We start from the raw sequence: 12,681 nt of genomic DNA on the forward strand, positions 1-12,681 counted from the left end.
CGTGCTCCTCCCTGAAGCGGGGTTGTTGGAGCCTCAGATCTTACGCAGGCGCATGCGCGCGGCTTCGGCGTGCGCCTGCAGGCCCTCGCCTTCGGCCAGCGTGACCGCGATCGGGCCCAGCACCTGCGCGCCGGCCTCGCTCACCTCGATGAGGCTGGAGCGCTTCTGGAAGTCGTAGACGCCCAGCGGGCTCGAGAAGCGCGCCGTGCCGCTCGTGGGCAGCACGTGGTTCGGGCCGGCGCAGTAGTCGCCCAGGCTCTCGCTGGTGAAGTTGCCCAGGAAGATCGCGCCGGCGTGGCGCAGCAGCGGCTCCCAGCGGTGCGGTTCGCTGCTGCTCACCTCGAGGTGTTCGGGCGCGATGCGGTTGCTGATCTCGCAGGCCTCTTCCATGCTCTTCGTTTGGATCAGCGCGCCGCGGCCGTTGAGGGAGGCGGCGATGATCTCGGCGCGCGGCATGGTCGGCAGCAGGCGGTCGATCTCGGCCTGCACGCGGTCGATGTAGGCGGCGTCGGGGCACAGCAGGAGGCTCTGGGCCAGCTCGTCGTGCTCGGCCTGGCTGAACAGGTCCATGGCCACCCAGTCGGGCGGCGTGGAGCCGTCGGCCAGCACCAGGATTTCGCTCGGGCCCGCGATCATGTCGATGCCCACGGTGCCGAACACGCGGCGCTTGGCGGCGGCCACGTAGGCGTTGCCGGGGCCGGTGATCTTGTCGCAGGCCGGGATGGTGGCCGTGCCGTAGGCCAGCGCGGCCACGGCCTGCGCACCGCCGACGGTGAAGCCGCGCGTCACGCCGGCCACGTAGGCGGCGGCGAGCACGAGCTGGTTCTTCTCGCCCTTCGGCGTGGGCACGACCATGATGATTTCGCCCACACCCGCGACGTGCGCGGGAATGGCGTTCATCAGCACGCTCGACGGGTACGCGGCCTTGCCGCCCGGCACGTAGATGCCGACGCGGTCCAGCGGCGTGACCTTCTGGCCGAGCAGCGTGCCGTCGGCGTCGCGGTAGCTCCAGCTTTCGCCGGAGGCCTTCTTCTGCGCCTCGTGGTAGCTGCGCACGCGGCGCGCGGCGGCTTCGAGCGCGTCGCGCTGCGCGGCGGGGAGGCCCTCGAACGCGGCCTTCAGTTCGGCCTGCGTGAGTTCGAGCTCGGGCAGCGTCTTGACGTCGAGCTTGTCGAAGCGGTTCGTGTACTCCAGCACCGCCTCGTCGCCGCGCTTTTGCACGTCGGCGAGGATGTCGGCCACCACCTTCTCGATGGCGGCGTCCGCGTCCGCGGACCAATGCAGCCGCGCCTTGAATTCAGCGTCGAAGCTGGCTGAGTTCGTGGACAGTCGGGCGGGGGCTGCTTGCAGAGTCATGTGCGTGAGGTTCAGGCGGAGGGAATGGCGGACGCAAAGGCGTCGATGATGCGGCGGATGGGTTCGCGCTTGAGCTTGAGCGCGGCCTGGTTGACGACCAGCCGGGCGCTGATGTCCATGATGCGCTCCACCTCGACGAGGTGGTTGGCCTTGAGCGTGTTGCCGGTAGAGACCAGGTCGACGATGGCGTCGGCCAGGCCCGTGAGCGGCGCCAGCTCCATGCTGCCGTAGAGCTTGATCAGGTCGACGTGCACGCCCTTGCTGGCGAAGAAGTCGCGCGCCAGGCCTACGTACTTGGTGGCCACGCGCAGGCGCGAGCCCTGCTTCACGGCCGAGGCGTAGTCGTAGTCGGCGCGCACGGCCACGCTGAGGCGGCAGGCCGCGATGCGCAGGTCCAGCGGCTGGTACAGGCCCTGGTTGCCGTGCTCGAGCAGCACGTCCAGGCCGGTCACGCCCAGGTCGGCGCCGCCGTACTGCACGTAGGTGGGCACGTCGGAGGCACGCACCAGCACCACGCGCACGTCGGGGCGGGTGGTTTCAAGAATCAGCTTGCGCGATTTCTCGGGGTCTTCGGTGACCTCGATGCCGGCGGCGGCCAGCAGGGGCATCGTCTCTTCGAAGATGCGGCCTTTGGAAAGAGCCAGGGTGATCATGCGGCGGCTCCCGTCACGCGTTCAATGTCGGCACCGAGGCCGCGCAGTTTCGATTCCATGCGGTCGTAACCCCGGTCGAGGTGATAGATGCGGTCGACCAGCGTCTCGCCCTCGGCCACGAGGCCGGCGATGACGAGGCTGGCGGAAGCGCGCAGGTCGGTGGCCATCACGGTGGCGCCCGAGAGCTGTTGCACGCCCTCGACCATCGCGACCTTGCCCTCGACGTGGATGCGCGCGCCCAGGCGCACCATCTCGTTCACGTGCATGAAGCGGTTCTCGAAGATGGTCTCGGTGACCATCGAGGCACCGCGCGCGATCACGTTCAGGGCCATGAACTGGGCCTGCATGTCGGTCGGGAAGCCGGGGTATTCGGTGGTGCTGAAGCTCTGGGCCTTCAGGTGGTCGTACGCGGGGCCCTGCGAGCCGATGCGGATGCCGTCGGGCTCGGTCACGACGGTGCAGCCGGCGTCGCGCAGCTTGTCGATCACGGCGTCGAGGTGGTCGCCGCGCGCGTGGCGCAGGAAGGCCTCGCCGCCGGTGGCCGCCACGGCGCACAGGAAGGTGCCGGCCTCGATGCGGTCGGCCACCACGGCGTGCTCGCAGCCGTGCAGCGTCTCGACGCCCTGGATGCGGATGTGGCTGGTGCCGTGGCCTTCGATCTTCGCGCCCATGCGGATCAGCATCTCGGCCAGGTCGACGATCTCGGGCTCCTGCGCTGCGTTCTCGAGCAGCGTCTCGCCCTCGGCCAGCGCGGCGGCCATGAGGAAGTTCTCGGTGCCGGTGACGGTAACCATGTCGGTCAGGATGCGCGCGCCCTTCAGCCGCGTGCGGCCCTCGGGCAGGCGCGCGACCATGTAACCGTGCTCGACCACGATTTCGGCGCCCATCGCCTGCAGGCCCTTGATGTGCTGGTCGACCGGCCGCGAGCCGATGGCGCAGCCGCCCGGCAGCGACACCTTGGCGTGGCCGAAGCGCGCCAGCAGCGGGCCCAGCGCCAGCACCGAGGCGCGCATGGTCTTCACCAGTTCGTAGGGAGCCTCGGGGTTGCCGAGCTCGCCGGCGTTCAGGCGCACGGTGCCGTTGTCGTCGGCCTCGGCGGTCACGCCCATGTTGCGCACCAGCTTGAGCATGGTCGACACGTCCTGCAGGCGCGGCACGTTGTGCAGCACCACGGGCTGGTCGGTCAGCAGCGCTGCGCACAGCTCGGGCAGCGCGGCGTTCTTGGCGCCGGAAATGAGCACTTCGCCGCGAAGCTCACGCCCGCCGCGAATCAGAAGTTTGTCCATGAAGGATCCAGCGAAATCAGGAGGCCCGCAGGGGCCGGAAAGTCATTTGTCCACTGCCGCCCATTCAGCCGGCGTGTAGGTCTTCATCGAGAGCGCATGCACCTCGTCAGTGTGCATTTTCGCACCGAGGGTGGCGTAGACCCGCTGGTGGCGCTGGATGGCGCGCTTGCCCTCGAATTCGGCCGAGACGATGGTCGCGTACCAATGTCGGCCGTCGCCCTCGAGCGTGATGTGCTCGCACGGGAGATGGGCAGCGATGATGGTCTGGAGTTCGTCAGCGGTCATGGGGTCTTGGAAGGCGGGATTAGCCGCGGATTTTGTAGCCGATGCGCAGCAGGTGGACGGCAATCGCGCTCACCACCAGCCACGCGGAACCGACGATGCCGAAGCTCAGCCAGGGCGAGGCATCGCTCACCCCGAAGAAGCCGTAGCGGAAGCCGTCGATCATGTAGAAGAAGGGGTTCAGGTGGCTCACGCTCTGCCAGAACGGCGGCAGCGAGCCGATCGAATAGAACACGCCCGACAGGAAAGTCATGGGCATGATCAGGAAGTTCTGGAACACGGCCATCTGGTCGAACTTCTCGGCCCAGAGCCCGGCGATGAGGCCCAGCGTGCCCAGCATGGCCGAGCCCAGCAGCGCGAACACCAGGATCCACACCGGCGCCACGAAGCTCGGCACGGCGAAGAAGACGGTCACGGCGAACACGCCCAGGCCCACCGCCAGCCCGCGGATCACCGAGGAGCCCACGTAGGCGAAGAACCAGCCCCAGTGCGACAGCGGCGTAAGCAGCACGAACACGAGGTTGCCCATGATCTTGCTCTGGATGATCGAGGACGAGCTGTTCGCGAACGCGTTCTGCAGCACGCTCATCATCACGAGGCCGGGAATCAGGAAGGCGGTGTAGCCCACGGAGCCGTAGACCGTCACGCGGCCTTCGAGCACATGGCCGAACACCATGAGGTACAGCAGCGCGGTGAGCACCGGCGCGCCGACGGTCTGGAAGCCGACCTTCCAGAAGCGCAGCGTTTCCTTGTAGAGCAGCGCTCGCCAACCGGTCACGGCCATCATCGCGACACCTCCAGCGGCGTCTGCTCGCCCGCCATCAGGTCGATGAACACGTCTTCCAGGTCGGCCTTGCGCATTTCCACGTCTTCCACCGCGACGCCGGCTTCGCGGATCGCGGCCAGCAGTTGTTCGACTTCATGCGCGTTCTGCGCCGGCAGCTGCACGATGCGCCCGGTGATGCGCGCGTGCTGGGCGATGGCCCAGGGCAGCATGGCATCGGTCTTGAAGCGCAGCACGTTGCTTGCGGCCGACTTCAGCAGCTCGCTGGTGCGGTCCAGGGCGATCACCTTGCCAAGCTTGAGCATCGCGATGCGGCTGCACAGCGCCTCGGCCTCTTCGAGGTAATGGGTGGTCAGCAGCACGGTGCTGCCCTGCTTGTTGAGCTTGGCCACGAACTGCCAGAGCGTCTGGCGCAGCTCGACGTCGACGCCGGCCGTGGGCTCGTCGAGCACGATGACCGGCGGCTTGTGCACCAGCGCCTGTGCCACCAGCACGCGGCGCTTCATGCCGCCCGAGAGCTGGCGCATGTTGGCCGTGGCCTTGTCGGCCAGGCCCAGGCTCTGCAGCAGCTCGTCGATCCAGGCTTCGTTGTTCTTGATGCCGAAGTAGCCCGACTGGATGCGCAGCGACTCGCGCACGTTGAAGAAGGGGTCGAACACCAGCTCCTGCGGCACGATGCCGAGCTGTCGCCGGGCTTCGGCGTAGTCGCGCTGCACGTCGAAACCGTGCACGCTGATCGCGCCCGCCGTGGGTCGCGACAGGCCCGCCAGCATGCTGATGAGGGTGGTCTTGCCCGCGCCGTTGGGGCCGAGCAGGCCGAAGAACTCGCCCGGCTCGATCTGGAAGGAAACCTCGTCGACCGCACGCAGCCCCTGCTTGCCTTGGGCGCGTTGCTGACGGGAGGGAGGGTAGGTCTTGGAGACCGACTGGAATGAGATCGCGGGCATGGGAGCCCGCGATTTTACGGGCGATGGGTTTTTCGGCGCTGCTCAGGGGTGAACGCGGGGAGCCGGCCGCGCTAGGCATCGGCCCGAAGTTCACCCACAATCCCGCCGGTGCCGATTCTGCGCACCGCAACCGCCCATCGCGAGGAACGCCAATGAAGTGTTTGACCCGCAGCCCCCTCCCAACCGTTGCCGCCCTGCTCCTGGCGATGGTGCTGACCGCTTGCGGGGGCGGAGGTGGTGGTGGCGGCGGAGGTGGCGGCATCGCCCTTGTCGGCGGCGGCGCAGGCGCTGGCGCAGGGGGCGGCACCGCCCAACCTTGCGCTTCATCTGCCGGTTCGGCCCAGCTGCCAGCCCGCGATGCACTCATTGCGCGCGCCAAGTGCCTGGAGCTGGACACGCCCTACGTGCCACCACCCGGCGATGTGCTGGAGCACAACACGTCCGGCTATGCCAAGGCCATGTGCTCGGCGGTCTTCATCACCGGACTCGATCCTGCAGTCGCCGCCGAAACCATCGGGTACTTCACGGGGCCGTACGAGCAGCGCAAGAAGGTGGGTGCGCCGGTGGTCGACCGCACCAAGAAGGAGGTCCGCATCACGATGCCCAACGGCGGTCCGACGCTGGTGGCCCGCCACTTCGGATCGCAGGGTTGCATCACGCTGCCGCCCGGCAAGGACGACGTTTTCTTCACACCCGTCAATGTCAAGAGCGCGCTGGCCGACCCCACGACCGTGCCCTGGCCCATGGGGGATGTGCTGCCGAACGACCCGCCGCCCGCCGACGTCGACATGACCAAGGTGAACCAGGCCCTCAGCGCCGCCTTCGAAACGACGGAGGCCTACACCGCGGCCTTCGTGGTCACGCACAAGGGGCGGCTCATCGGCGAGCGCTACATGAGCGGCATCAGCGCGACAACGCCACTCGAATCATGGTCGATGGGCAAGAGCGTCGTGGCCACGATGATGGGCGTGCTGATCAAGCAGGGCGTGTACAAGCTCGACCAGCCCGCACCGATTCCCGAATGGCAAGGTGCCGGCGATAGCCGCCAGCAGATCCGCATTGCCGACATCCTGCGCATGTCCAGCGGGCTGCGCATCAAGGCCCCTGACGATCCGGACTTCGACCCCAACGGCACCTACCCCGATCACATCTACTACTACACGGGCCGGATCAACGCATTCAACTATGCCGCGACCCGACCGCAGCAATGGCCGCCCAACACGGTGGGCCGCTACCGCAACACCGATCCGGTGCTTGCCAACTACCTGGTCCGCCTTGGAGTCGAGAAGCGCGGCGAAGAGTACCTCTCGTTCCCGCAGCGCGCCATCTTCGACAAGATCGGCATCCGCTCCATGGTGATCGAGACCGATCCCTACGGCAACTTCCTCACGCAAGGCTACGACTTCATGTCGGCCCGCGATTGGGCCCGGCTGGCCAACCTCTACCTGCAGGACGGGGTGTGGAACGGGGAGCGCATTCTTCCCGAGGGGTTCGTCAACTTCGTTAGCACAGCCGCACCAGCCTGGGCCGCAGACCAGCGCCCCATCTACGGGGGATTCTTCTGGATCAATGGAACGGGGGCACTGGCGGCGCCGACGACGGCCTACTACATGCTCGGCGCAGGGGGCCAGTTCGTGCTCGTGATTCCGTCGCACGATCTCGTCGTCGTGCGCATCGGCCACTCCAAGGGAGAACGATTCGCGACCTCGACCCTGAACAAGGCACTCGCGCTGCTGACCGCAGCAGTGCCACGCACGCGCTAGGGTGTGGGGGTCAGGGTGCAGCGGGCAGAAGGCCCGCGATGCCGTACAGCGCGGCCAGCTCGCGCAGGCGCGGCGACAGGCCCTTGACTGAGAACCCCCGGCCCAGCGCGCTGGATTCGCGCCGGCACTCGAGCAGCACCGCCAGCGCGGAGGAATCGAACTGGGCCAGTGCCGTGGCGTCGACCACGGTGGACGACGAATCGGTCTGGCCCTTGAGCCCCTGCTGCAGCATGCGCATGCAGGCAGGAGCCTCGTCGTGGGTGAGCCTGGAGGGAAGGACCAGCATGGCGTGCGCCCGTCAGCCCTTGCCGTTGCCCTTGTTGCGCGCGGCCAGCGCGGCAATCAGGCCATCGATACCGCTCTTGTTGATTTCCTGCGCGAACTGGGTGCGGTAGGTGTCGACCAGCCACACGCCCAGCACATTCAGGTTGTAGACCTTCCAGCCGGCGCCCTGCCCCGGCGTCTTTTCGAGGCGGTAGTCCAGTTGCACCGGATCGCCGCGGCCCTTCACCTCGGTGCGCACGAGCACGTCGGTGTCGGTGGGCGCGCCGCGGAACGGGCGGATGGTGACGGTCTGGTCACTCACCTGGTCGAGCGCGCCGGCGTAGGTGCGCACGAGCAGGGTCTTGAACTCGTCCTGCAGGCGCTTTTGCTGCTCGGGCGTGGCCTGGCGCCAGGCCGGGCGACGGCCGAGGCGGTCATGCGCTGGAAGTTGACGTTGGGCATGATCTTGCTGTCGACCAGCAGCATGATCTTGTTGATGTCACCGGCCTTGATCGACGAGTCGGCCTTGATGGTCTCGAGCACGTCGGTCGACAGGCGCTTGACGAGCGCGTCGGGGGCTTCGTCGGCCGCGAATGCGCTCTGGTGCACAAAAGCGGTGGCGGCGCCGAACAGCAGCGCGCCGGCCAATGCCAGGCGGCCCATGTCGCGTCGTTGCAGCAAGATCTTGTTGTTCATGGTGAGTCCCTCAGGTTGAATTGTCTTCCCTGCACGGTGCAGCCAATGGCTCCGTGCTGAGACAGGAACGGTTTCGACAGGCGCCAGGCCGACCGGGTTCCTGAAGCGGAGGTGAAGCCTTGCAACCGGATGCAAGCAGGACCACCCCGTCCGCCCTCTTTTGCCGTCACTTGCCGGCGTTGTCGTCGTCCGGCGGGTTGCCGTCGTAGACCTGGTTGCGGCGGCGCTGCAGGAACGCATCGCGCGTGAACGAGTACTTGTCGAGCGCGGCTTCGTCGAGCAGGCGGGTGGCGCCCAGGTAGCGCGAGCGGGTGTCCACGACACGCAGGCCCGCCAGCGAATTGCGCCAGGCGATGTCGTGGATATGGCCCTGCGCGTCGCCGTACATGTCGAGCGGCCGGGCAATCGTGTCGCGCAGCGTGGAGGGGCCGAGCAACGGCAGCACGACGTACGGGCCGGCGCCCACGCCCCAGTAGCCCAGCGTCTGGCCGAAGTCTTCCTCGTGGCGCGGCAGGCGCGCCTCGGAAGCGACGTCGAGCAGGCCGCCCAGGCCGAAGAAGGTGTTGACGTTCAGCCGCATGAAGGTCTCGGCGCTGTTCTGCAGCTTAAGCTGGGCCACGTTGTTAGCCAGGCTCCAGATGTCACCGAGGTTGCTGAAGAAGTTGGTCACGCCCTGGCGCACCAGCGAGGGCACCACGTTCTGGTAGGCGGTGGCCACGGGTTCCAGCACGGCCTCGTCGACGGTGTCGTTGAAGCGCGTCATGCCGCGGTTGTACGGCTCGAGGGGGTCGGTCGGGCTCGCGCCGGATCCGGTGGCGCATCCGGCCACGAGGGCGAAACCGACGGTGGCGGTAGCCCAACGGGCGGAGCTAGCTACACTTTTAATAGCAGTCGACGAAAAAAGTCGTGTGGTCATTTCTTGTTGGCTGTTCCCGGCGCCGTATTCCCCTCGGCTGCCTTGCTGTACAGGAACTGGCTGATCAGGTTCTCCAGCACCACGGCCGACTGGGTCGCGGTGATGGTGTCGCCGGCTTGCAGGTTCTTTTCCTCGGCGCCCGCCTCGATGCCGATGTACTGCTCGCCGAGCAGGCCACTGGTCAGGATCTTGAGCGAGCTGTCCTTGGGAAAACTGTAACGGTTTTGCAGCGCCAGCGTCACATCGGCCTGAAAGGCCTTGTCGTTGAACGCGATGGATTCCACACGACCGACTACTACGCCAGCGCTCTTGACCGCCGTCTGGGGCTTGAGTCCGCCGATGTTGTCGAAACGCGCGGTGACCGTGTAGGTCTTCTGGAAGTTCAGGCTCAGCAGGTTGGCCGACTGCAGCGCCAGGAACAGCAATGCGGCGCCGCCGATCAGCACGAACAGGCCGACCCAGATGTCGTTGGTGGAACGTTGCATGGTTTGCACTCTCTAGAACGATGGAGCCAGGGGCCCTTTAGATACTGAACATCATGGCGGTGAGCAGGAAATCGAGCCCCAAGACCGCCAGCGACGCCATCACCACGGTACGCGTGGTGGCGCGCGACACGCCCTCGGGCGTCGGCTGGGCCTCAAAGCCCTGCAGCAGCGCGACGAAGGTCACGGTGAAACCGAACACGACGCTCTTGATGACGCCGTTGCCGACGTCGCGCCAGACATCGACTCCGCCTTGCATCTGGCCCCAGAACGCGCCCGGGTCGACGCCCAGCATCAGCACGCCCACGACATAGCCGCCCATGATGCCGACTGCGCTGAACACGGCCGCCAACAGCGGCATGGTGATGACGCCGCCCCAGAAGCGCGGCGCGAGGATGCGCTGCACCGGATCGACCGCCATCATTTCCATGGCGCTCAACTGCTCGTTGGCTTTCATGAGGCCGATCTCGGCCGTCAGCGAGGTGCCGGCCCGGCCGGTGAACAGCAGGGCCGCCACCACGGGACCGAGTTCGCGCACGAGGCTCAGCGCCACCAGCAGGCCGAGCGCCTCGGACGAGCCGTAGCGCTGCAGCGCGTAGTACATCTGCAGCCCGAGCACGAAGCCCACGAACAGACCCGACACGCCGATGATGGCGAGCGAGTAGTTGCCCAGGAAATGGATCTGGTCGCGCACCAGCCCGAAGCGCCGCATGATCTGCGCGCCCGGGCCGAGCAGGCGCAGGAACAGCTTGGCCGCATGGCCCATGTCGGCCAGCTGGCTGCGCACGGCAAAGCCGACGTCGGCGGGCTTCCACCAGGTCATGAGCGCCCCCCTTCCCGGTTCCCGAAATCGTCTTCGATACTGACGCCCGGATAGTGGAAGTGCACCGGCCCGTCAGGCAGCGCATTGACGAACTGATGCACCAGCGGATCGGCGCTCTCGCGCACCTCGTCGGGCCGCCCCTGCGCGGCGATGCCGCCGTTGGCCAGGATGATCACGTGGTCCGCGATGCGGAAGGTTTCCTCGAGGTCGTGCGACACGATGATGCTGGTGAGGCCCAGCGCATCATTGAGCTGTCGGATCAGCCGCGCGGCCGTGCCGAGCGAGATCGGGTCGAGCCCCGCAAAGGGCTCGTCGTACATCACGAGGTCGGGGTCGAGCGCGATCGCGCGGGCCAGCGCCACGCGCCGCGCCATGCCGCCCGACACCTCGCTGGGCATCAGGTCGCGCGCGCCGCGCAGGCCGACGGCGTCCAGCTTCATGAGCACGATGTCGCGCACCAGCGCTTCCGACAGCTGCGTGTGCTCACGCAGCGGAAAGGCCACGTTGTCGAACACGCTGATGTCGGTGAACAGCGCGCCGAACTGGAACAGCATGCCCATGCGGCGCCGCGCCGCATACAGCGTCGCGACATCGAAGTGGCCGACATCCTTGCCGTCGAACAGCACCTCGCCGCGCTGGGCGCGCTGCTGGCCGCCGATGAGGCGCAGCACGGTGGTCTTGCCGCCACCCGATGCCCCCATCAACGCCGTCACCTTGCCACGCGGCACGGAAAACGACACGCCGTCGAGGATCGCGCGCGCGCCGTAGCCGAACGTGACATCGCGGAATTCGACGAAGGAGGAAGACGTGGGTGTGGCTGGGTCCATCTCAATAAAAAAGCCGGGCGCCTTCTCAGGCATCCCGGCATGCGGTTTCCGCGGATGATAACGGGGCCGCGAACGGCGCCGCTTCAAATGAAACAAAAATCAGCGCGGTAAGTCGCTGAATCCCATCAAAAATTCGTCGACCGAACGCGCCGCTTGACGGCCCTCGCGAATTGCCCACACCACCAGCGATTGGCCGCGGCGAATGTCACCTGCGGCGAACACCTTGGGCACATTGGTGGCATAGCCGCCGATGAAGTCGACCGTGGCGCGCGCGTTGCCGCGGGCGTCCTTCTCGACACCGAAGGCGTCGAGCACGGTGGCCACGGGGCTGATGAAGCCCATGGCGAGCAACACCAGGTCGGCCTTCAGGACCTGCTCGCTGCCGGGCACTTCCTGCATCTTGCCGTCCTTCCACTCGACGCGCACGGTCTTCAGGCCGGTGACCTTGCCCTTCTCGCCGATGAACTCCTTGGTGGAGATGGCGAACTCGCGCTCGCAGCCTTCTTCGTGGCTGGAGCTGGTGCGCAGCTTGATCGGCCAGTAGGGCCAGGTCAGCGGACGGTTCTCTTCTTCCGGCGGCTGGGGCATCAGTTCGAACTGGGTGACGCTCACGGCGCCGTGGCGGTTGCTGGTGCCCACGCAGTCGGAGCCGGTGTCGCCGCCGCCGATCACGATGACGTGCTTGCCGTCGGCGCGCAGCTGGCCCTTGACCTTGTCGCCTGCGTTGACGCGGTTCTGCTGCGGCAGGAACTCCATCGCGAAGTGGATGCCGTCGAGATCGCGGCCGGGCACAGGCAGGTCGCGCGATTGCTCGGCGCCGCCGGTGAGCACCACGGCGTCGAAGTCTTTCTGCAGCTGCTCGGGCGTGACGGTTTCCTTGGCGAGGTTGGTCACCTTGGAGCCCTTGCCCAGCGGGTCTTTCGCGGCACCGACCATCACGCCGGTACGGAAGGTCACGCCCTCGGCCTTCATCTGCTCGACGCGGCGGTCGATGTGCGACTTCTCCATCTTGAAGTCGGGAATGCCGTAGCGCAGCAGGCCGCCGACACGGTCGTTCTTCTCGAACAGCGTGACGTCGTGGCCGACGCGCGCCAGCTGCTGCGCGGCGGCCATGCCGGCCGGGCCGGAGCCCACCACGGCAACCTTCTTGCCGGTCTTGTGCTTGGCGACGCGCGGCGCCACCCAGCCCTCGTCCCAGGCGCGGTCGATGATCGCGTGTTCCAGCGACTTGATGCCGACCGCGTCGTCGTTCACGTTGAGCACGCAGGCGGCCTCGCAGGGCGCGGGGCAGATACGGCCGGTGAACTCGGGGAAGTTATTGGTCGAGTCGAGCACCGCGAAGGCGTTCTGCCAATCGTCGCGGTACACGAGGTCGTTGAAGTCCGGAATGATGTTGTTGACCGGGCAGCCGCTGTTGCAGAACGGCGTGCCGCAGTCCATGCAACGTGCGCCCTGCACCTTGGCCTGGTCGGTGTTCAGGCCGACGACGAATTCCTTGTAGTGCTTGACGCGCTCTTCGACAGGCTTGTAGCCCTCTTCGATGCGCTCATGCTCCATGAAGCCGGTGATCTTTCCCATCGTGCTTTCCTCTGTTCTTCGTAT

General features: G+C 66.9%; 13 protein-coding genes and 1 pseudogene. 1 reads left to right on the plus strand and 13 read right to left on the minus strand.

What is annotated here, in order from left to right; translation table 11 throughout:
- Nucleotides 1-33 precede the first annotated feature (33 nt).
- The 6 genes from hisD to ACAM52_RS22845 are packed head-to-tail and all read right to left on the minus strand — an operon-like array spanning nucleotide 34 to nucleotide 5,308.
- Complete coding sequence (gene hisD / locus ACAM52_RS22820) at nucleotides 34-1,356, minus strand: histidinol dehydrogenase (protein WP_369644630.1); 1,323 nt, start codon at nucleotides 1,354-1,356, stop codon at nucleotides 34-36.
- An 11-nt stretch (nucleotides 1,357-1,367) separates the two neighbouring features.
- Nucleotides 1,368-2,009: an ATP phosphoribosyltransferase gene (gene hisG / locus ACAM52_RS22825; RefSeq protein ID WP_095949879.1), complete on the minus strand. Its 642-nt coding sequence runs from the start codon at nucleotides 2,007-2,009 to the stop codon at nucleotides 1,368-1,370.
- Nucleotides 2,006-3,295, minus strand: coding sequence for a UDP-N-acetylglucosamine 1-carboxyvinyltransferase (gene murA / locus ACAM52_RS22830; RefSeq protein WP_369644631.1), 1,290 nt, complete (start codon nucleotides 3,293-3,295; stop codon nucleotides 2,006-2,008). The genes hisG and murA overlap by 4 nt, the downstream gene beginning before the upstream one ends.
- 42 nt (nucleotides 3,296-3,337) lie before the next feature.
- Nucleotides 3,338-3,580 (minus strand): BolA family protein, encoded by a 243-nt coding sequence (locus ACAM52_RS22835; RefSeq protein WP_056572757.1) that lies wholly within the window; start codon nucleotides 3,578-3,580, stop codon nucleotides 3,338-3,340.
- Nucleotides 3,581-3,599: 19 nt separating this feature from the next.
- Nucleotides 3,600-4,355 (minus strand): ABC transporter permease, encoded by a 756-nt coding sequence (locus tag ACAM52_RS22840; RefSeq protein WP_369647764.1) that lies wholly within the window; start codon nucleotides 4,353-4,355, stop codon nucleotides 3,600-3,602.
- Between the two features lie 5 nt (nucleotides 4,356-4,360).
- A complete protein-coding gene (locus ACAM52_RS22845) occupies nucleotides 4,361-5,308 on the minus strand; it encodes an ABC transporter ATP-binding protein (protein ID WP_070059934.1) in 948 nt (315 codons plus the stop codon).
- 152 nt (nucleotides 5,309-5,460) lie between these two features.
- Between ACAM52_RS22845 and ACAM52_RS22850 the strand changes: the two genes are divergently transcribed.
- On the plus strand, nucleotides 5,461-7,071 hold the full coding sequence (locus ACAM52_RS22850) for a serine hydrolase domain-containing protein (RefSeq protein WP_369644632.1): 1,611 nt from the start codon (nucleotides 5,461-5,463) through the stop codon (nucleotides 7,069-7,071).
- 10 nt (nucleotides 7,072-7,081) lie between these two features.
- Here ACAM52_RS22850 and ACAM52_RS22855 read toward each other — a convergent pair whose 3' ends face one another.
- The 7 genes and pseudogenes from ACAM52_RS22855 to ACAM52_RS22885 form a co-directional block, all read right to left on the minus strand.
- Nucleotides 7,082-7,357 carry a lipid asymmetry maintenance protein MlaB gene (locus tag ACAM52_RS22855; protein ID WP_062471718.1) on the minus strand — a complete coding sequence of 92 codons (276 nt, stop codon included), beginning with the start codon at nucleotides 7,355-7,357 and terminating at the stop codon, nucleotides 7,082-7,084.
- 12 nt (nucleotides 7,358-7,369) lie between these two features.
- Nucleotides 7,370-8,031 (minus strand): annotated as a pseudogene (locus tag ACAM52_RS22860) (phospholipid-binding protein MlaC).
- Between the two features lie 166 nt (nucleotides 8,032-8,197).
- Nucleotides 8,198-8,947 carry a VacJ family lipoprotein gene (locus tag ACAM52_RS22865; protein ID WP_369644633.1) on the minus strand — a complete coding sequence of 250 codons (750 nt, stop codon included), beginning with the start codon at nucleotides 8,945-8,947 and terminating at the stop codon, nucleotides 8,198-8,200.
- Nucleotides 8,944-9,432 carry an outer membrane lipid asymmetry maintenance protein MlaD gene (gene mlaD / locus ACAM52_RS22870; RefSeq protein ID WP_062471729.1) on the minus strand — a complete coding sequence of 163 codons (489 nt, stop codon included), beginning with the start codon at nucleotides 9,430-9,432 and terminating at the stop codon, nucleotides 8,944-8,946. Before mlaD ends, ACAM52_RS22865 begins: the two co-directional genes overlap by 4 nt.
- A 37-nt stretch (nucleotides 9,433-9,469) precedes the next feature.
- Nucleotides 9,470-10,252 (minus strand): lipid asymmetry maintenance ABC transporter permease subunit MlaE, encoded by a 783-nt coding sequence (mlaE, locus tag ACAM52_RS22875; protein WP_369644634.1) that lies wholly within the window; start codon nucleotides 10,250-10,252, stop codon nucleotides 9,470-9,472.
- Nucleotides 10,249-11,112, minus strand: coding sequence for an ABC transporter ATP-binding protein (locus ACAM52_RS22880; RefSeq protein ID WP_062471736.1), 864 nt, complete (start codon nucleotides 11,110-11,112; stop codon nucleotides 10,249-10,251). Before ACAM52_RS22880 ends, mlaE begins: the two co-directional genes overlap by 4 nt.
- Nucleotides 11,113-11,178: 66 nt before the next feature.
- Entirely contained in the window at nucleotides 11,179-12,657 is a 1,479-nt protein-coding gene (locus ACAM52_RS22885) for a glutamate synthase subunit beta (protein WP_369644635.1), read from the minus strand.
- Between the last annotated feature and the right edge of the window lie 24 nt (nucleotides 12,658-12,681).

It is taken from the genome of Variovorax sp. V118, from assembly GCF_041154445.1.
Classification (GTDB): Bacteria; Pseudomonadota; Gammaproteobacteria; order Burkholderiales; family Burkholderiaceae_C; genus Variovorax; species Variovorax boronicumulans.